Annotated in this window: 18 protein-coding genes; 9 read left to right on the forward strand and 9 right to left on the reverse strand. The window is 55.6% G+C overall.

The genetic code is table 11. The annotated features are described in order from the left end of the window. Positions 1-118: 118 nt before the first annotated feature. Both WBY09_RS11515 and trpE read left to right on the forward strand, forming a co-directional pair. A complete protein-coding gene (locus WBY09_RS11515) occupies positions 119-2,014 on the forward strand; it encodes a peptidyl-prolyl cis-trans isomerase (RefSeq protein WP_336232760.1) in 1,896 nt (631 codons plus the stop codon). A 94-nt stretch (positions 2,015-2,108) separates the two neighbouring features. Beyond that, complete coding sequence (trpE, locus tag WBY09_RS11520; protein WP_336232761.1) at positions 2,109-3,608, forward strand: anthranilate synthase component I; 1,500 nt, start codon at positions 2,109-2,111, stop codon at positions 3,606-3,608. 125 nt (positions 3,609-3,733) lie between these two features. Here trpE and WBY09_RS11525 read toward each other — a convergent pair whose 3' ends face one another. Beyond that, positions 3,734-4,957 (reverse strand): divergent polysaccharide deacetylase family protein, encoded by a 1,224-nt coding sequence (locus WBY09_RS11525; RefSeq protein ID WP_336232762.1) that lies wholly within the window; start codon positions 4,955-4,957, stop codon positions 3,734-3,736. Between the two features lie 270 nt (positions 4,958-5,227). Here WBY09_RS11525 and WBY09_RS11530 point away from each other — a divergent pair, with 270 nt between their 5' ends. From WBY09_RS11530 to lexA, 5 genes are all read left to right on the forward strand, one after another. Further along, on the forward strand, positions 5,228-5,800 hold the full coding sequence (locus WBY09_RS11530; protein ID WP_008891183.1) for an anthranilate synthase component II: 573 nt from the start codon (positions 5,228-5,230) through the stop codon (positions 5,798-5,800). Positions 5,801-5,844: 44 nt separating this feature from the next. Further along, positions 5,845-6,879 (forward strand): anthranilate phosphoribosyltransferase, encoded by a 1,035-nt coding sequence (trpD, locus tag WBY09_RS11535; RefSeq protein ID WP_336232763.1) that lies wholly within the window; start codon positions 5,845-5,847, stop codon positions 6,877-6,879. Then, positions 6,876-7,673 carry an indole-3-glycerol phosphate synthase TrpC gene (gene trpC / locus WBY09_RS11540; protein WP_336232764.1) on the forward strand — a complete coding sequence of 266 codons (798 nt, stop codon included), beginning with the start codon at positions 6,876-6,878 and terminating at the stop codon, positions 7,671-7,673. The genes trpD and trpC overlap by 4 nt, the downstream gene beginning before the upstream one ends. Positions 7,674-7,692: 19 nt before the next feature. Continuing rightward, positions 7,693-8,172 (forward strand): cyclic pyranopterin monophosphate synthase MoaC, encoded by a 480-nt coding sequence (gene moaC, locus WBY09_RS11545; protein ID WP_286790874.1) that lies wholly within the window; start codon positions 7,693-7,695, stop codon positions 8,170-8,172. Positions 8,173-8,334: 162 nt separating this feature from the next. Continuing rightward, positions 8,335-9,042 carry a transcriptional repressor LexA gene (gene lexA / locus WBY09_RS11550; RefSeq protein ID WP_008891187.1) on the forward strand — a complete coding sequence of 236 codons (708 nt, stop codon included), beginning with the start codon at positions 8,335-8,337 and terminating at the stop codon, positions 9,040-9,042. A 76-nt stretch (positions 9,043-9,118) separates the two neighbouring features. Here the strand turns inward: lexA and WBY09_RS11555 are convergent, their stop codons facing one another. Continuing rightward, positions 9,119-11,221: a ComEC/Rec2 family competence protein gene (locus tag WBY09_RS11555; RefSeq protein ID WP_336232765.1), complete on the reverse strand. Its 2,103-nt coding sequence runs from the start codon at positions 11,219-11,221 to the stop codon at positions 9,119-9,121. A gap of 177 nt (positions 11,222-11,398) precedes the next feature. On the opposite strand from WBY09_RS11555, the gene gltX reads away from it, so the two are divergent. Further along, positions 11,399-12,805 (forward strand): glutamate--tRNA ligase, encoded by a 1,407-nt coding sequence (gltX, locus tag WBY09_RS11560; RefSeq protein ID WP_336232766.1) that lies wholly within the window; start codon positions 11,399-11,401, stop codon positions 12,803-12,805. A gap of 110 nt (positions 12,806-12,915) precedes the next feature. Continuing rightward, positions 12,916-14,223 carry a citrate synthase gene (locus WBY09_RS11565; protein ID WP_040823987.1) on the forward strand — a complete coding sequence of 436 codons (1,308 nt, stop codon included), beginning with the start codon at positions 12,916-12,918 and terminating at the stop codon, positions 14,221-14,223. A 100-nt stretch (positions 14,224-14,323) separates the two neighbouring features. Here the strand turns inward: WBY09_RS11565 and WBY09_RS11570 are convergent, their stop codons facing one another. The 7 genes from WBY09_RS11570 to WBY09_RS11600 form a co-directional block, all read right to left on the reverse strand. Continuing rightward, a complete protein-coding gene (locus WBY09_RS11570) occupies positions 14,324-14,764 on the reverse strand; it encodes a VOC family protein (protein WP_286790877.1) in 441 nt (146 codons plus the stop codon). Between the two features lie 73 nt (positions 14,765-14,837). Further along, positions 14,838-16,004 (reverse strand): lipid-A-disaccharide synthase, encoded by a 1,167-nt coding sequence (gene lpxB / locus WBY09_RS11575; protein WP_286790878.1) that lies wholly within the window; start codon positions 16,002-16,004, stop codon positions 14,838-14,840. Next, positions 15,994-16,857: an LpxI family protein gene (locus WBY09_RS11580; protein ID WP_286790879.1), complete on the reverse strand. Its 864-nt coding sequence runs from the start codon at positions 16,855-16,857 to the stop codon at positions 15,994-15,996. Before WBY09_RS11580 ends, lpxB begins: the two co-directional genes overlap by 11 nt. Continuing rightward, on the reverse strand, positions 16,838-17,641 hold the full coding sequence (gene lpxA, locus WBY09_RS11585) for an acyl-ACP--UDP-N-acetylglucosamine O-acyltransferase (protein ID WP_008891194.1): 804 nt from the start codon (positions 17,639-17,641) through the stop codon (positions 16,838-16,840). The genes WBY09_RS11580 and lpxA overlap by 20 nt, the downstream gene beginning before the upstream one ends. Before the next feature lie 2 nt (positions 17,642-17,643). Next, complete coding sequence (fabZ, locus tag WBY09_RS11590; RefSeq protein WP_008891195.1) at positions 17,644-18,093, reverse strand: 3-hydroxyacyl-ACP dehydratase FabZ; 450 nt, start codon at positions 18,091-18,093, stop codon at positions 17,644-17,646. Between the two features lie 11 nt (positions 18,094-18,104). After that, positions 18,105-19,124, reverse strand: a complete 1,020-nt coding sequence (gene lpxD / locus WBY09_RS11595; protein WP_336232767.1) for a UDP-3-O-(3-hydroxymyristoyl)glucosamine N-acyltransferase — start codon at positions 19,122-19,124, stop codon at positions 18,105-18,107. Beyond that, positions 19,124-19,696, reverse strand: coding sequence for an OmpH family outer membrane protein (locus WBY09_RS11600; protein ID WP_245227865.1), 573 nt, complete (start codon positions 19,694-19,696; stop codon positions 19,124-19,126). The genes lpxD and WBY09_RS11600 overlap by 1 nt, the downstream gene beginning before the upstream one ends. Between the last annotated feature and the right edge of the window lie 2 nt (positions 19,697-19,698).

The following is a 19,698-nucleotide window of genomic DNA, read 5'->3' on the forward strand; positions in this document are numbered from 1 at the left end:
TAAGATGCGCGGCAAATTTGCTCGGGCCTTTTCGTCTATCGCGTCGTCCGGGCGACCATAATGAAACGACGTCAAAGTCTGATTTTGGCGTCAAACCACGGATTGTTAGGCTTATCATATGCTTGCTGGCATTCGCACATTTTCGAAATCAATCTTCGCCAAGATTATCTTTGGCGTGATTGCACTGAGCTTCGTGATCTGGGGCCTGAACGCATCGATGCTCAATCTGGGCACCTCGCGTGAAGTTGCCGAAATCGGCAGCCAACGGATCACCCCGGTCGAACTGGATCGCGCCTTCCAGCGTAGCGTGCAGAATATGCAAAACATGTTCGGACCGAACTTCAACCAGCAGCAGGCCATTCAGATGGGCCTTCTGAACAATACGGTGCAGTCGCTCGTATCCCAGAAGATCCTGCGTGAAGATGCCAAAAACATCGGTATCGGCATCAGCGACGAAGCCGTCCGTGATCAGATCTTCTCGTCTGACAGCTTCAAGGACCCGACCACCGGCCAGTTCAGCCGTGATCGCTTCCTGCAAGCCCTGTATCAGGCTGGCTACACCGAAAACGAATTCATCAACGGTGTCCGTGGCGACATGATGAGCCAGCAGGTCGTCAGCAGCCTGACCACCCCGGCAACGGTGCCAGACATCATGGCGCGCCAGATCGTCGCTTACCGCAACGAACAGCGCAGCGGTTCGTTCTTTACACTTAACAAGGATGCGTTTTCCGACATCGAACCGGCTGATGACGCGACCCTTCGTGCCTATCACGAAGAAAACGCGGCCCAGTTCACCGCACCGGAAAGCCGCAAAGTCACCCTTGCAACGCTGAGTGCCGCTGACCTGATTTCGACCGTCACCGTAACCGACGAAGAAATCGCTGAGTCCTATGCACAGCGTGAACCGGAATTCCAGACCCCGGAAAAACGCACCGTCGAACAAATCCTGTTTTCGCCGAACGAAGAACAGACCGCCCGTGAAGCCTATAAACGCCTGACGGAAGGTGCCGACTTCATGACGGTTGCCAAAGAAGACGCGAACATGGACGAAGCCATGGTCAAACTTGGCCAGTTCACCGCAAATGACATCCTGCCCGATCTCCGCGATGCGACCTTCTCGCTTGACGAAGGCGGCATCTCCGAGCCGATTGAAACCGCCCTTGGCTGGCACATCATCCGTGTTCCGTCGATCACCCCGGGCAGCACGCAGAGCCTTGATGAAGTCCGCGACATCATTGTTGACGGCCTCAAACAGTTCAAAGCCGAAGACGCCATCTATGATCTGGCGGCCACCTTTGACGAAGAACTCGGTGCCGGCACCCCGATCGAAGACGCCGCACGCGATGTTGGTGCAAAGACCTACAAGCTTGACGGCATCGTCCGCGGCGAAGGCCTTGCAGGTCAGAACGTTGACGGCGCAGACGAAATCAACGCCAAAATCTTCGAGCTCGAAAACGGCGAGGAAAGCTTCCTTGAAGAAACCGCTTCGGGCACGCGTTATGTCGTCCGTGTTGAAAACGTAACCCCGTCGGCCCTGCGTCCGTTTGACGAAGTCCGCGACGAAGTTGTTGCCGCATGGACCGCCGAAGAACGCCAACGCCTGATGATGGAAAAGGCCGAAGAACTGGCTGGCAACATCAATACGTCCGGTGCTGATCTTGCAACTCTCGCCTCCGAAGACGGGGCAGATGTTCGTGAAACCGGCCTGACCCGCCGTACCGGCCGTGGTCTTGCAGATGACGTCAACCCGGCGGTTGCCGCGGCCCTCTTCACCCTTGAAGACGGCAAGGCCAAAGCCGTCCAGACCGGCGAAGACGTCATGATCGTCAAGCTTGACGAAATTCAGGCCGCCGACATCAACACCGCCGATGCCGCACCGGTAAATGACGAGCTCAAGGAAGCCCTTAACGAGGATATCCTTGCGCAGTATCTCAACTACCTGAACGAGGAAATCTCGGTCAGCGTCAATAACAGCGTTATCAACGAGCTTTATCAGCCGACCGCTGCAAACTGATACGCATCCAGGGGCGACCGGAAAATCCGGTCGCCCTTTTTCTATCTCAAAGACGCCATCGCCAAACCGACCAAGCCCAACCATCGGACAGATCATGGAAATCAAACCGGATTTCACCAGTTTCAAGCAAAACTACGACAACGGCATTTCGCAGGTTCTCTGGACCTCGCTGACCGCCGATCTTGATACGCCGGTCTCGGCCTTTCTCAAGATCGCCGAAGGCATGCCAAACACCTATTTGCTTGAATCTGTTGAAGGCGGATCGGTCCGCGGGCGTTATTCCTTCCTCGGGCTCAAACCCGACCTGATCTGGCGCTGTTTCGGCAACAAGGCCGAACTCAATCGCCGTGTGATGGCCGATGCCGATGCCTTTGTGGCCGAGCCTGACGCCCCGCTTGACAGTCTCAAGAAACTGATCGCCGAAAGCCATATCGAACTGCCTGACAACCTGCCACCCATGAGTGCCGGTCTGGTCGGCTATATGGGCTATGACACTGTGCGTCTGATGGAAAAGCTGCCCGACAGCAACAAGGACGAACTTGATGTACCCGATGGCATCTTCATCCGCCCGACCGTGACGGCAAGTTTTGATACCATCGAAGACACGGTAACCGTGGTGACGCCCGTGCGCCCGGAAAAAGGCATTTCGGCTGATGCGGCCTATGATCTGGCCTGCGCGCGGCTTAATGACGTGGTCCAGCAGTTCCAGCGCAATCTGTTTATCGACCGCCGCTCCAAATCCGTACCCGATACCCTGCCTGAGCCTGCGGTCAGCGTTACCGAGGCCGGTTTCCACGAGATGGTCGAAAAGGCCAAGGACTATATCCGCGCCGGCGACATCTTTCAGGTCGTGCTGTCGCAACGCTATACGCTGCCCTATCAGCTCCCGCCCTTTGCCTTTTACCGGGCTTTGCGTCGCATTAACCCGTCACCCTTCATGTTCTATCTCGATATCGGCGGTTTTCAGGTCGTCGGTGCCAGCCCGGAAATTCTGGTGCGGCTCCGCGACGGCGAAGTCACCATTCGCCCGATTGCCGGAACCCGTCGTCGCGGCAAAACGCCTGATGACGACAAAGTCATGGCGCAAGACCTGCTCGATGATCCCAAGGAACGCTCCGAACATCTGATGTTGCTCGATCTCGGCCGCAATGATGTCGGGCGTGTCTCCAAACCGGGCACAGTGCGCGTCACCGACCGCGAACAGATCGAATACTATTCCCACGTCATGCATATCGTCTCGAACGTGGTCGGTCAGATTGACGAAACCAAATACGACGCCATGGACGCGCTCAAGGCCGGCTTCCCGGCCGGAACCGTATCAGGTGCCCCAAAAGTTCGCGCCATGGAAATCATTGATGAACTGGAATCGGTTCGGCGTGGCATCTATGCCGGGTGCATCGGCTACATCTCGGCCGATGGTTCGATGGATACCTGCATTGCGCTCCGCACCGCCATCATCAAGGACGAAAAAATCCACATTCAGGCCGGTGCCGGTGTCGTCGTCGACAGCAAACCGGAACTTGAACACAAAGAATGCCAGAACAAGGCCGGCGCCCTTATGGCCGCCGCCCGCGAAGCGCATCGCTTCGCCTGACGGCAACAAACCATACCAAATGTGAAAATCGTCATTCCGGGCGAAGCAAAGCGTAGACCCGGAATCCATACAACGTTGCAATAGTCTTGGATTCCCACCTTCGTGGGAATGACGATCTTATTGAGTTAGCCCGTCACACTTCGCATCGACCGGCGCAGCACATCGGTAATCGGCACAAGCACAAAACCCTTGGCCTGTATTTCAGGGATCCATTTGTTAAGCGCACCAAGCGTCAGGTCACGTGGATGACCGATTGCGATGGCAAAGCCCTGCTTGCGGGCGACATTTTCGGTGCGGGCCAACATATCGGCAATCTTGGCCGCATCATCGGCATCATCAATAAAAATATCACGTGTGATTGCCGGGACGCCAAAGCTGCTTGCCGTGGAATAGCCGACCGAGTCTGCGCTGGTCCGGCTATCAAGGAACATCAGGCCGCGTGACTTCATGACTTCCATGACAACACGCATGCGTTCGGGATCGGCGGTAAATTTGCTGCCCATGTGATTGTTCACACCGACATAGCCATCAAAACGATCCAGCATCCAGGACATCTCGTTCAGGATGGTCTGGCGGTCATAGCTTGACAGCAACGCATGCGGCCCCGGATCAACCGATGCGGATGACGGTTCCATCGGCATATGCAGCATCACTTCATGGCCAGCCTTGCGCGCGGCATTGACCTGCGCCTGCAAATCACGGGCATAGGGCAGATATGAAATCGTGATCGGCCCCGGAAGATCGACCGTCTTGGCGGTACGCGGCTGATCAAGGCCGGCATCATCAATCACAATCGCAATCACCGGCTTGTCGCCGGTGTCCTGTGTCAGCGCGGCATATTTCTGCCACGGCTGATTTGTCGGGCCAACGGTTGCAACCGGCACATCATTGCCACTATCGCCAGGAAGGATCTCCCCACCCTGGGCCGGTTTGCGTGCGGCCGGTGCTGGCACAAAGTCCGTCAGTCCCTGCCCGCCTTGTCCGGTGGATCGGGTGGTTTCACTATTTTCTCCGACAAGATATCCGGTGCGTCCACGCTCGGAAACATTGGCATTTTCCGAGAGCTTGTAATCCTTGCGAAGCTTCGGGGTCGGCTCCGGCTCGGCCAGGGCATAATTCGGTGCGCTTTGATCCGCTGCGCGGCCAAATTCATCGGACGCGCGATCAAGTTCAAGCATGCTGCCAACGGCAATAATGGCCGACAGCGTACCCGCGACAAAGGCCCCGCCCAGCATCAGGCGACCAATGCCACCCGATTTCTTTTTCGGGGCGGTCATTTTACGAGTGGATTTCTTGGGTGCCGCCTTCTTACGTTTGGCGGTCGGTGCCCGGGTTGCCCGGCGTGCCACGCTGTGGTCTCCAGTATTCGTTGGCTGGGATGCTCGTAGCGGCCAAACACACGGTTCGGCCCCTTCCCATATGGTGATTATATACCGAACAAGTCGGTTTGTGTTTTCACGTTTTTAAAACAGTTCTGGTTAGCACCCGGTTAAAGAACATTAACGACCGAGCACCAACGTGCATTTAGATCGCGAAAAACCCTTGCTCTGCTTCTGCTTGACGTAGCGACAAGGGCGTTTATTCTCTGCCGACCTTAATGTACACAGGCCCATCCGACGATGTATCTCCTCATCGACAATTACGACAGTTTCACATTCAATCTGTGGCACTATCTGCGCGAACTCGGCCCCGAGGTCGAAGTGCGCCGCAATGATGAGATTACTGTGGATGCGGCCATGGCGCTCAATCCCGAAGGCATTGTGATTTCGCCCGGTCCTTGCGATCCGGAACGTGCCGGTATCTGCCTTGATCTGATCAAGGCTGCCGCGGGCAAGGTCAAATTGCTTGGCGTCTGTCTGGGTCATCAATCGATCGGTCAGGCCTTTGGCGGCAAGGTGATCCGTGCGCCCGAATGCATGCATGGCAAGACTGACGCAATGAAGCATTCCGGCACCAGCGTTTTTAAAGGCCTGCCCAGCCCGTTTGAGGCCACACGCTATCACTCGCTGGTGATTGAACGCGAAACTTTGCCCGACAGCCTTGAAATAACGGCCGAAAGCGGAGATGGTCTTATTATGGGCGTGCGTCACAAAACCCATCAAATTCATGGTGTCCAGTTCCACCCCGAAAGCATCGCTTCGGAACATGGCCACGCCTTGCTTAAGAATTTTATCGACTATACCGGTGCTTAGGCCCATGCCGAACCCGCACCGGACCGCAAACCAAGGAAGACCCGATGTCGACTGATCATGATCTGAAGCCAATTCTGGCCAAAGTCGCAGATGGCGAAAAACTGACCGAAAGCGCGGCCGAGGCGGCCTTTAATGTGCTGATGTCCGGTCAGGCGACACCATCGCAGATGGGGGCTTTCCTGATGGGCTTGCGCATTCGTGGCGAAACCGTTGATGAAATCACCGGTGCCGCCCGTGTCATGCGTGAAAAGGCAACCGGCATCATTGCCCCGGAAAATGCGGTCGATACCTGCGGCACCGGTGGTGATGGCAGTGGCACCTATAATATCTCGACCGGGGCTGCGATTGTGGCGGCCGCCGCGGGTGCCACCGTTGCCAAGCACGGCAACCGCGCCGCATCATCCAAATCCGGTTCGGCCGATGTTTTGATGGCGCTTGGTGTCAATCTTGATGCCGACATGAAGCTTCTGGAAAAGGCGCTTCGCGAAATCAATCTTTGCTTCATGATGGCAACGCGCCACCATTCGGCGATGCGCCATGTCATGCCGACCCGCGTTGAAATGGGCACGCGCACCATCTTCAACCTGCTGGGACCGCTGGCCAACCCGGCCAAGACCAAACGTCAGGTTCTGGGTGTCTTTGCCAAACAGTGGGTCGAACCGATTGCCAATGTATTGAACCGTCTGGGATCGGTGCATGCATGGGTTGTTCATGGTCACAGCGGCCTTGATGAAATCTCGACCACCGGCCCGACTTACGTTGCCGAGGTCAAGAACGGCAAGGTCACCACATTTGAAATCAGCCCAAGTGATTTCGGCCTTGAAACCGTAACGCTTGACGACCTCAAGGGTGGTGATGCCGATGTCAATGCCAGGGCGATTACCGACCTTCTGGCCGCCAAGAAAAGCCCGTACCGCGACATCGTTCTGATGAATGCTGGCGCGGCACTTGTGGTCACCGGCATTGCCAGCGATCTGTCTGATGGCATCAAAAAGGCCGCAGACGCCATTGATAGCGGCAAGGCTGCTGAAACCCTGCAAGGGCTTGTGAAGATTACCAATGAAGGAACCCCGGCGTGAGCGACGTACTAGCCAAAATCTGCAACGACAAACGCGATCACGTTGCGGCCTGCAAGGCGCGCAAGACGCTTGCCACCCTCGAGGCCGAGGCAAAGGCACAATCAGCCCCGCGTGGTTTTATCAAGGCCCTTGAAACCAGTGTTGCCGATGGCCGTTATGGCCTGATTGCCGAAATCAAAAAGGCATCCCCGTCCAAGGGGCTGATCCGCCCGGACTTCAATCCGCCGGAACTCGCCAAGGCCTATAAGGCTGGCGGGGCAAGCTGCCTGTCGGTTCTGACCGACATCCCCTATTTCCAGGGCGATGACAGCTATCTGGTCGCGGCCCGTGCGGCGGTCGATCTTCCGGCCCTTCGCAAGGATTTCATGGTTGATCCCTACCAGATAACCGAGGCACGTGCGCTTGGTGCCGATTGCATCCTTCTGATCATGGCAGCCCTTGAAGATAGCTTGGCTTCTGAGCTTGAAGATGCCGCGCACAGCCTTGGCATGGATGTTTTGATCGAGGTGCACAACGCCCCGGAACTCGAACGCGCGCTGAAACTCAAATCGCGCCTTGTGGGCATTAATAACCGCAACCTCAAAACCATGGAAATCTCGCTCACCACGACCGAGGAACTGGCAAGCATGGTCGGCGATGACCGGTTGCTGGTGGCTGAAAGCGGCCTGTTTACCCCTGATGACCTTGCACGCATGGCAAAGGTCGGCGCTGAGTGTTTCCTGATCGGCGAAAGCCTGATGCGCCAGGACGACGTCGCAACCGCCACCCGCAAACTGCTTGGCCTTGCGGCCTGATCAATACTGGACAGAACCAATGGCAGACAAGCTTTCCCATATTGATGCCGGTGGCAACGCGGTGATGGTCGATATTTCGGCCAAGGCAGAAACCGCACGCATTGCGATTGCCAAGGCCCGGGTTCTGATGTCTTCCGAAACGGCAAAGCTGATTGCGGCGCGCGGCCATAAAAAGGGGGATGTTCTTGGCATCGCCCAGCTTGCCGGGATCATGGGGGCGAAAAAGACCCCTGACCTGATCCCGCTTTGTCATCCCCTGCCCCTGACTTCTGTCACCGTGGATCTCGAACTGGCCAACGATGCCGATGCCGTCGATATCACCGCCACCTGCAAGACAACCGGCAAGACCGGTGTCGAGATGGAAGCCCTCACCGCTGCCTCGGTCGCAGCACTCACGGTTTTTGACATGTGCAAGGCGGTTGATAAAAGTATGAGGATTACCGATTTGCGGGTCACCCGAAAAGAAGGTGGCAAATCGGGTACCTTCGTCGCGGACTAGCTTCCTGTCACTGCGGACCGCCTACTATTCATATTTTTTGAAGGATCACGGCGATTATTCGGTTTTTCCGTCAAATCGCACAGAGCCGCTTGACCCGCGAAAAGAACTAAAGTAGAACATCTGTGTATCCTTTTTGTTCTTTTTACAGGTTCGGGAAATAACATGCTGACGCGCAAGCAATATGAGTTGCTGGTCTATATAGACAATTACCTTCGCGATCACGGGATTTCGCCCTCTTTCGATGAAATGAAAGAGGCCCTGAACCTTAAATCCAAATCCGGCATTCACCGCCTGATCACAGGCCTCGAGGAACGCGGCTTTATCCGCCGCCTTGCGCACCGTGCACGCGCGCTTGAGGTCGTCAGACTTCCGGAAAACAGCGATGATGACGCCCCGGAAACGCCAAACAATGTGACCTCGCTTGCCAGTGTGCGAAAGGCCGCGCATCGACCAACCACGGTGCCAACCGCCTTCTCGGAAGCCGGGGAATCCGTTGGTTTGCCGCTCTATGGCCGGATTGCTGCCGGTACACCGATCGAGGCCCTTCGCGATCAAACGACCATGGTGCAGGTCCCGGCCGCCCTGCTTGGTGCCGGTGATCACTATGCCCTTGAAGTATCGGGGGATTCGATGATTGATGCCGGCATTCTTGATGGCGATACCGTCCTGATCCAGCGCTGTGAACAGGCCCATGACGGAACGATTGTGGTGGCACTCGTCGATGACAGCGAAGCCACGCTTAAGCGCCTGAAACGCGGACGTGGTGAAGTTCTGCTGGAACCGGCCAACGCACGCTATGAAACCCGCGCCCTGTCGCCAGATCGCGTGCGCATTCAGGGCCGTCTGGTCGGGCTGCTGCGTCAGTACTGATTGCTTGCGCGAAGTTACAAACAAAAACGCCCGATGCTTGTGCCCGGGCGTTTTTGTTTTGAGTACGATCAGGTTGTTAGCGCCCTGCTCTGCCGCCGATGATGATCCAGGGCCAATTGCCAGTTTCCGCACGGACGGTGTTGATTTCTGGCTTTTCGCCAGGCTCAGACGGCAGTTTGATCGCAACACCGCCCTGCCACCACAGAACGTCATCATCGATGATCACGCGCGCGCCAGAGGCCTGACAGGTGGTTGGTAGATCGGTTTTCAGGCTGACAATGATATCTGCATTACGGCAGGCATAAAACGGATTGGCAATACGGCTTGCGACGATGATCCGTGACGGAACGATGTTAGCGCTAACACCAAGGGAGCACGGGTCGTTCTGGCAGGCCTGTACGCGGCTTGGTTCCTGTTCGGGGCGAATACCAAAGCGGCTCATCCAGATGCCTTTTTGAAAGTCATTCAGCCGCGATGAGGTATGCAGGATAGCGGCATCGGGATCATAAACAGCCCAGCTTTCGCGGTCGCCCGAAATCAGGATTTCGGGTTCTTTGTGCAGTGCCTGAAAGATAATGGCGGCAAAAATCACCGGAAGGACCGGCACGATCATCACCTTGTCGCGCCAGATAACGATCCAGGCCAAGGCAAACAGCCCCAAGGCAACCGCCAGCATATCAAGGCCCGAGACATACCAAAGCCCCCAGTCCTGTGCGGCAACCAGTTCGGCGGTTTCCAACAATACCGTCAATCCGGGCTTCATCGCGGCCAAAGAAAACCCTGATAACCCAATCGGGATCAGCGCCAGCGTCACGACAATCCAGGGCATGACCCAGAATGCCATGACCGGAATGGCGACCAGATTGGCGAGTACGCCGAGCATTGAAATACGGCCGAAATGATAGCCGATAATGGGCGCAGTCACCGCCGTCACGATCAAACTGGTCAGCAGCAAACCGGCAAGATAAAGACCGGCACGCTCATACCAGGACAGCATCCCCTGCCGATCCAGCCAGCGCCGCCCCGGCCCGTCATAAAACGCAACAAGTGCGCCAACGGCGGCAAAGGAGAGCTGGAAACTGGCGCCAAGCGCCGCATCAGGCCGAAGGATCAAAACAATGATCGCGGCCACGCCCACAAGGCGCAGCGATATGGCACGGCGATCCAGCAGGAGTGCCAGCCAAACCACAAGCAACATGACAAAGGCGCGCTGGGTCGGGATGGTCGCCCCGGATAATCCAAGATAGACAAGCCCCGCCAGCATGGCCGCCATCGCTGCCCATTTCTTGATCGGATAGCGCAAGGCAATTGATGGAATGGCGGCCAACCCGAACCGGATCAGGAAAAACACCGTCCCGCACAGCAATCCCATATGCAGACCGGAAATCGCCAACAAATGCGCAAGCCCGGATTTGCGAAGGTTATCGGCAATATCCGGGGAGACTTCACCGCGTTCGCCAATGATCAGCGCCTTGGCAATGCCGGTTTCAGGGCCAGTCATTTCATCGCTGATGACGGCTGAGATATATTGACGCGCCCTTTCAATACCGACCAGTAAAATATTGTTGTTTATGTCTTTTTGATTTTCCAGAACTTCGAACTGTCGTCCAAAGACAAAGCCGGATGCGGCAATATTGCTGAAATAGAGATTACGTGAAAAATCCGGGTCGCCGGGAACCGCAGGTGCGCGCAAGGGAAAGAGACGTGCGTTCGCGCGGATCTGATCGCCAATTGAAAGCGCACTATCGCCCAAGAAACTGAGCCTTACATTCCAGTCCAGTTGGTCTTGGGCAATGCCGACAATCTCGGACGGCTGCACGGTGGCGCGGATACGTCCGTTCCTTGGCTCCAGCGCGATGATGGTGCCGGTAACCTCGGTCGTATAGAACGTTTTTGTCGTGATATTATCCGGGCCAAGTTCGGTATGGATGGCACTTGTCAAAGCCCCGAAAGCCAGACTGGCAAGCAGTTGAAACGCGAAGGCCAGAGTGGCAAGTCGCCGCGACATCCAGAAACCGCAGCACAGCAGAATCACCGCCAGAGCAATTTGACCAAGCCCGATACGCGCAGGGAGCAAGAAATACCCGGCACAGCCCAACCCAAAGAAGATAACCGAGGACAGAAACCATTTATTTCTTTGGCTTGTTACAACAAAATTAATTTGTGAGAAAACACCCACAAACAATTGTTTTAATTTAACTTTACCTGTCGCCGTACGACGAATGTCCAATAGCCCGCCTGCCGCATAGTTTCTATCTAACATCCGCTGTGGTGCAACAGCGTGTCATTTGTGCTATAGCCTGCACGCCAAAAGTCCTCAGGACAAGCGACAACATCCAAATAACGGATAGATTGAATGACGGTTGTTACCCGTTTTGCCCCGTCTCCGACCGGGTTTCTGCATATCGGCGGCGCACGCACCGCACTTTATAACTGGCTGTATGCCAAACATACCGGTGGCAAGTTCTTGCTCCGGATCGAGGATACCGACCGTGAACGTTCAACGCCCGAGGCCGTAGACGCCATTTTTGACGGCTTGAACTGGCTTGGCCTGACCGCAGACGAAGAGCCGACTTTCCAGTTTGCCCGTCGCGACCGCCATGCAGAAGTCGCCCAACAGCTTCTTGATGCCGGGAAAGCGTATTATTGCTATTGCTCCCCCGAGGAGCTGACCGCCATGCGCGAGAAAGGCCGCGCAGAAGGCCGTCCGATGAAATATGACGGTACCTGGCGTGATCGCGATCCGTCCGAGGCACCGGAAGGTGTCAAACCGGTGGTCCGCGTCAAGGCGCCGCAGGAAGGCGATGCCGTGATCAATGATCAGGTGCAGGGCGAAGTTCGCGTCGGAAACGAGCAGCTTGACGATTATGTCATCCTGCGCGGCGACGGAACGCCGACTTACATGCTTTCGGTCGTGGTTGATGACCATGACATGGGTGTTACCAACGTTATTCGTGGTGACGACCACCTGACCAACGCATTCCGTCAGAAAGTCATTTATGATGCCATGGGTTGGGATGTCCCGACCTTTGCGCACATCCCGTTGATCCATGGCCCGGATGGAGCCAAGCTGTCGAAACGCCATGGTGCGCTGGGTGTTGATGCCTATCGCGATGAAATGGGCTTCTTGCCCGAGGCATTGAACAACTATCTTCTGCGTCTTGGCTGGGGCCATGGCGATGATGAAGTCATTTCGACCGAGCAGGCAATTGAGTGGTTTGACATCACCGATGTCGGCAAAGGGGCTGCGCGCTTTGATTTTGCAAAGCTGACCAACCTTAATGGCATCTACCTGCGTCAGGCCGATGACAAACGCCTTGCAGACGAGATTTCGCCGCTGATTGCCAAGCAAATTGGCGTGGATGCGCTTGATGCGTCGCAAAAAGAAATCTTGATCAACGGCATGGCAGGCCTTAAAGAAAGGGCCAAGACTCTTATCGAGCTCGCCGACTCTTCGGCTTTCTACGTTACCGATGGCATTACATCCGTTAACGAGAAAGCCCAGTCCCTGATTGATGGTGCACCTGAAGGTCTGCTCAAGGAACTGGCCAACAGTCTTGAAGCGCTTGATAGCTGGACCGAAGAGGACGTTGACGCAAGTGTTCGTGCCATTGCCGATAAGTTTGAGTTAAAGCTTGGCAAAGTTGCGCAGCCCTTGCGGGCGGTGCTTACAGGCTCCAACTCTTCACCAGGCATTTTCGAAGTAATGATTGTGCTTGGTAAAACCCAAACGCTGAAACGCATTCGCCATTTTGATGCTTAACAACAGCGAATTAAGAAAAACTAATAACCCGTTTGCGCTTTGTGCGCCGCAGCATTATGCTGCACACAACTTGAAACCGTGTTCGTTCAAACAGGGAAGGAAAAATAGTCATGGCATCTAATCCCAAGACTTCCCACACCGTGACAATGACCGACAATGCCACTGGCAAGTCGTTCGATATGCCGGTGATTGAGGGCAGTGTAGGCCCGTCTGTGATTGACATCCGCAAGCTGTATGCTGAAACCGGATATTTCACCTATGATCCGGGCTTCACTTCGACCGGCTCTTGCCAGTCGGAACTGACCTATATTGATGGCGACGTTGGTATTCTGCGTCACCGCGGTTATGCAATTGATGAACTTGCAGAAAATGCCGACTTCCTCGAAGTCTGCCATCTGCTGCTTTATGGTGAGCTGCCGAATGCCACCGACAAAGCCAAGTTCGAGAATGATATTACCATGCACACCATGGTCCACGAACAGATGCGCAATTTCTATAACGGTTTCCGCCGTGATGCGCATCCGATGGCGATCATGTGTGGCGTTGTTGGCGCACTGTCCGCGTTCTATCATGACAGCACCGACATCAACGATCCGAAGCAGCGGATGATTTCGGCCTATCGCCTGATTGCGAAAATGCCGACCATTGCGGCGATGGCGTATAAATATTCCATCGGTCAGCCGTTCCGCTATCCGAACAACAAGCTCGGTTATGCAGAAAACTTCCTGCAGATGATGTTTGGCAACCCGTGTGAAGACTATGAAGTCAATCCGGTTCTGGCCAAGGCAATGGATCGCATCCTGATCTTGCATGCCGACCACGAACAGAATGCGTCGACCTCGACCGTTCGTCTGGCAGGTTCTTCGGGTGCCAACCCGTTTGCATGTATTGCTGCTGGTATCGCCTCGCTTTGGGGTCCGGCACATGGTGGCGCAAACGAAGCCGTTCTGGTCATGCTCAACGAAATCGGCGATGTGAAAAACATCCCGGAATACGTTGCAAAAGCAAAAGACAAGAACGATCCGTTCCGTCTGATGGGCTTTGGTCACCGCGTTTACAAAAACTACGATCCGCGCGCCAAAGTCATGCAGGAAACCTGCCACGAAGTTCTCAAAGAACTCAACATCAGCGACCCGCTGCTTGACGTTGCCCAGGAACTGGAACGTATCGCACGTGAAGACGAGTACTTCATCGAGAAGAAACTCTATCCGAACGTCGACTTCTATTCGGGCATCATCTTCAAGGCGATGGGCATCCCGGTTAGCATGTTCACCGTGCTGTTCGCTGTTGCACGTACCGTTGGCTGGATTTCCCAGTGGAAAGAGATGATCGAAGATCCGTCTCAGAAAATCGGTCGTCCGCGTCAGCTGTTTACCGGTGTTGCAGAACGTCCGTTCGTTCCGGTCGACAAGCGCTAAGCCGCGTCGACATCGACAGATCAAAGAAAAGGCCCGGAATTTTCCGGGCCTTTTTGTATTTGTGAGGCAGCTTTAACCTGCCCCACGATATTTTCCGGGCTTACCAGCTTCCGGTGTTTTCCATGCTGGCCCACGGTTCAGCCGGGGCGAGGCTTTCGCCTTTTTGCAGGAACTCGATGGAAATGCCGTCCGGGGAACGAACAAACGCCATGCGCCCGTCACGCGGCGGACGGTTGATGGTGACACCCTCATCCATCAGTTTCTGGCAAAGCGCATAAATATCGTCGACTTCATAGGCCAGATGCCCGAAGTTGCGTCCGCCGGAATAGCTTTCCGGGTCCCAGTTATAGGTCAGTTCAAGTTCCGGGGCCTTGACGGATTTGGCACTTTCGACATCCGCCGGCGGTGCAAGATAGATCAGGGTGAAACGGCCCTGCTCGCTCTCGATCCGGCGGGTCTCTTTCATGCCAAGAAGGTCGCAATAGAATTTCATCGACTCATCGACATTCTCGACACGTACCATCGTGTGCAGGTAGCGCATAACACTCTCCGTTATGAATTGATCAATGCGAAGAACCTAATTGCAATGCGGATTTGATGCCACCTGTAACAGATTATTTTTTGGCGATGATTTTCAAAATCTGCTCGGCAGCCTTTTCGCTGGGCGGTCTGTCACCAAATCCCAGCAAGGTGCAGGCTTCCTCAAAACCGTCGATCTGTGCGGCGCGTTCGGGGCTATCGGCCATCAGGGTTTCAAGAACCGGAATGATCTTTTTGGCCTTGCATTTGTCCTGCAAGAATTCGGGGATTAGTTTTTTGCCAAGGACCAGATTAACAATGGTGACGGTATCGATCTTGATCAGGCGTTTTGCAATCCAGCCCGTCACTGCATTGACCTGATAGGCAATGACATGCGGCACACCGGCAATTGCGAGCTCCAGCGAGACGGTTCCTGATGCCGCCAGCGCACAGTCGGCCGCCGAAAACGCATCATGGCGCTCCCGGTCGGATGCGACAATAATCGGATCGAGCGGCCAGGATTTCATTTCTTCGGTGACGGTGTCGACAACCTTGCTGACCGTTGGCACGACGATGCGCGCGTCGGGGTATTTCGCGGCAACATCATCTATTACCTTGCGAAACACCGGCAGGAGGCGTTTGACTTCGGAATTACGGCTTCCGGGCAAAACGGCCAGAAGCTTTTGGTCCGGAGTCAGGCCATGTTGGGTACGGAACCGCTCACCATCCCCGTCATGGCGTTCTTCGACTGCTGAGTGGCCGATAAAGGTGGTTGGCAGGCCTTCTTTTTCAAAGTAAGGCGGCTCAAACGGCAAAAGTGCCAGAAGATGATCGAGGAAACCAGCAATCTTCTTTGCCCGGCCTTCGCGCCAGGCCCAGACCGAGGGGGCGACATAGTGCACCAGCGGGATGCCCTTGCCTTTCAGCTTCTTGCCGACCCGAAAGCTGAAATCCGGGGCATCGATGGTAATCACGACATCGGGTTTCTCGGACTTGGCAAAATCCGCGGTTTGGGAAATGCGTTTGAGCAAGTGTGGAATATGCGGCACGACCTCTGTCAGGCCCATGACCGACATTTCATTCATCGGAAACAGGCTTTTGAGGCCTTCACGTTCCATGCGCGGACCGCCGACACCGATAAAGCGAATATGATCCTGCTTGGCCTTAAGGGCCGCCATCAGGCGCCCCCCCAGTTGATCCCCGGATGCTTCGCCAGCCACAAGCATGATTTTCGGGCCAAGCGGCGTGATTTCATCCGCCATTTTGGCGTTCCTCGTCGGGGAAGGCCAGACCGACGACAAACAGGCCCAGCGCATCAGCACGGGCAATCACAGCAGCACGGTCAATGATCATGGTCCCACCGGCAAGCAATGCGATGCCACGCAGGCCAGCCTTATGGGCCTCTTCGACGGTTTTCATGCCGATGGCCGGCAGATCAAGGCGTTTGTCCTGTTGCGGCTTGGCGGACTTTACCAGCACCCCGCCAACACCATCACGGCAGTATTTGGCCGAGCGACGCACCATTTCATCGGTGCCTTCGATCGCCTCAAGGGCCAGAACCAGCCCCTGTTGCACGACACATCCCTGCCCGACATCAGCCTGCCCCAGTATTCGGGCGACTGACAGGCCATGGCGGGCATCGGTCATTGCCTGTTCATCGGGGGTTACCGCACCAAGAACGCCTTCCTCGACCGCGAGATCGCCAAGAATTTCATGGGCGCCCAAAAGTCGGAAGCCTTCGCGTTCGAGCTCCTTGCCGACAAGGCGGAGCAATCCGTCATCGCCAAGTGCCTTGGTGCCAACTTTCATCAAAAGCTTTGCTGCCCGCCAATCCGGGCGGATCGAAGAAAAGCTGGGGCGTGCGACCTTACCTGCCAGAACCACGTCCTGGCAGTTTTCCTTGCGCATGGCATAAAGGATTTTCGATGCTGCGCCAAGGCGGGCCGTTACATTCGGATATTGATCAAGGTCGGCATCATCGGCATAGCCATCAAGTTTGACGATGCAGACATCGCGGCCCATTGAAACAGCCGCGGACGCCAGACGGGCGGGAAGCGCCCCGCCCCCGGCGATAATCCCCAATTTCGGCTGCGGATTATCCTGCGGAGCTGTCATATTTTGGCGTGCATACGGAACGCATGCTTTCCGCTTTGAGGAAATTGATGATTTCCATCACCGGGCCGACGCCCTCAAAATCCTTGGCGACTTCTTCGACACGTTCGGCCAGAGTGCCTTCCTGTGCGAACAGAAGGCGATAGGCCTTGCGCAGCGAATGGATGGTTTCACGGTCAAAACCGCGGCGTTTCAGGCCGATGATATTCAGGCCCGAAAGATACGCACGGTTGCCGATGACAGACCCATAAGGGATGACGTCGCTTTCGACCCCGGTCATGCCGCCGATCATGGCGTGCTTGCCGATACGAACAAATTGGTGAACCGCCGAAAGACCGCCAACGATTGCGAAGTCTTCGACCACCACGTGGCCCGCAAGCGTGCCGTTATTGACCAGAATGCAGTGGTTGCCGACATGACAATCATGCCCGACATGGGCCCCGGTCATCAGAAGGCAGTCATCACCGATGGTGGTTTCCATACCGCCACCTTCGGTGCCCGGATTAAGGGTTGCGCCCTCGCGGATTTTGGTGCGTTTGCCAACGATCAAACGGCTGTTTTCGCCCTTGAATTTCAAGTCCTGCGGGGCATGCCCCACAGAGGCAAAGGGATAAACTTCGCACTGATCGCCAAGGGTGGTGTGACCTGCGACCGCGACGTGGCTGTGCAGTTTGACACCATCACCCAAGACAACATTCGGACCGACCACGCTATAGGGTCCGATTTCGACATCCTGACCAATCTGCGCGCCATCTTCGACAACGGCGGTTGGATGTACTTTTGACATTATCAGTTATCCCGGATCATCGCGGCGATGGTTGCCTCGGCAACGACTTGGCCGTCGACCTTGACCTGGCTTTCGAACTTCCAGACCGGGCCGCGGCTTTGTTTTTTGGTCACGTGGATGTGCATGACGTCACCCGGGGTTACCGGTTTACGGAAACGGGCGTTATCGATGCTCATGAAATAAACCAGCTTGCCTTCGGCATCCGCGCCAAGGGTCTGAACGACCAGGATGGCTGCGGTCTGCGCCATGCTTTCGATGATCAGGACGCCCGGCATGATTGGCTGCTGCGGGAAATGGCCGGTAAATTGCGGCTCGTTCATCGTCACGTTCTTGATGCCGGTGGCACGGACATCGGTTTCGATGTCGATGACCTTGTCGATCAGAAGGAACGGATAGCGATGCGGAATCATTTCCAGAATGCGCTGGATATCGACACTTACCAGTTCGGTCATGTGTGTAGCCCTTATTTCTTTTTTCGTATCAGACGCGACAAGGCGACCGTCTGTTTATGATATTCCATGACCGGAACGGCTGGGCTTCCGCCCACAGTTTCCCCCGGCCCCACATTTTTCATGACACCCGACTGGGCTGCGACTTTCGCGCCATCGCCGATTTCGAGGTGTCCTGTAATGCCTGCCTGACCGGCAAGCACGACAAAATTGCCAATCTTGGTCGAGCCCGAGATCCCGACTTGCGAGACGACAACACAGCCCATGCCAAGTTCAACGTTATGGCCGATTTGCACCAGATTGTCGATACGACAGCCGTTCCCGATGACGGTATCTGGCCCTGCCCCGCGATCAATCGTGCTGTTTGAACCGACTTCGACGTCATTGCCAATGACGACCCGGCCCAATTGCGGAACCTTGGCGTGCCCTTCTGGGCCCATGGCAAAGCCAAAGCCGTCCTGCCCGATGCGGGCACCGGGATAGATCAGGCACAGATTGCCAATCAGGCTGTGGCTGATGGAGGCATTCGCACCCACCTTGCAGCCCGCACCGATGACAACCCCGTCACCAATGACAGCATTGGATGCGATGATGGTGCCATCGCCAATTTCGCACTTGGCACCGATGACTGCACCGGCATCGACCTGCACGCCTTCGCCAAGCTTGGCAGACGGATCAATGACGGCGCGATCCGAAATCACGCCATTGCCGGTTTCGAACGGATAGAACGCAGTCGCGGCCTTGGCATAGGCGCGATACGGGTCCTTGGTTACGAACAACACCATGCCTTCGGGTGCACGCTCGACAAACTCAGGGCGCACAAAGCACGCCCCTGCCTTGCTGCTGACAAACGCATCAAGATATTTGCGATTGTCAAAGAAGCTCAGGATATCGCCATCTGCGTTTTGCAGGGGCGAGACATCGTGAAAGACCCGTGTTTCATCGGGTGCATTGACCAGTGTTGTTTCCGTCAGTGCGGCTATTTCAGCAACACTGAAGGGTCCCTTGCGGCTAAAGAAACGGGCATCCGCCATCAGGAGCCTTCCTTGAATTCAACCGTGATGGTTGGAACCTCGGCATTTGCGCGATCAAAAACTTCCTTGGTCGCATCCATGGTGGTTGCAAACAGAACAGCTTGCCCACGATGCAGGACAAGGTTTGCGCCACGTTCTTCGGCAATGCTTCCTATGATTTCGTTCAGGGCTTGCGAGAATTTGGACTGAGCCTCGGCTAGGGCTTGATCGAGAACACGGCTGCGGGCCTGGGCAAATTTCTGGAAATCAGCGACTTTTTGCTGAAACTGCTTTTGTTTTTCCTGAAAAACGTCTGCAGCCAGCAGCGTGCGTTGCTGAGCGAGTTGTTTTTCTTCCTCGCGCAGCCCCTGCTCGCGGGTTTCGATTTCCTTTTGATAGGCAACCTGTCGATCGCGGATTTGTTTGCGGGCATCCTGCATCGCAGATGCTTCACGCATGATGCCGGCAAAATCGACAATCATGACGGAGGCAAAGTTATCCGGGTTCGGTTCTTGCGCCTGCGCAACATTGGCATGTGCAGAGAAACCGATAAGAGCGGAGAGAACCAGCAGATTACGGAGAGATTTGATCATTT

This window comes from Thalassospira sp. CH_XMU1458, from assembly GCF_037027205.1.
GTDB lineage: Bacteria > Pseudomonadota > Alphaproteobacteria > Rhodospirillales > Thalassospiraceae > Thalassospira > Thalassospira tepidiphila.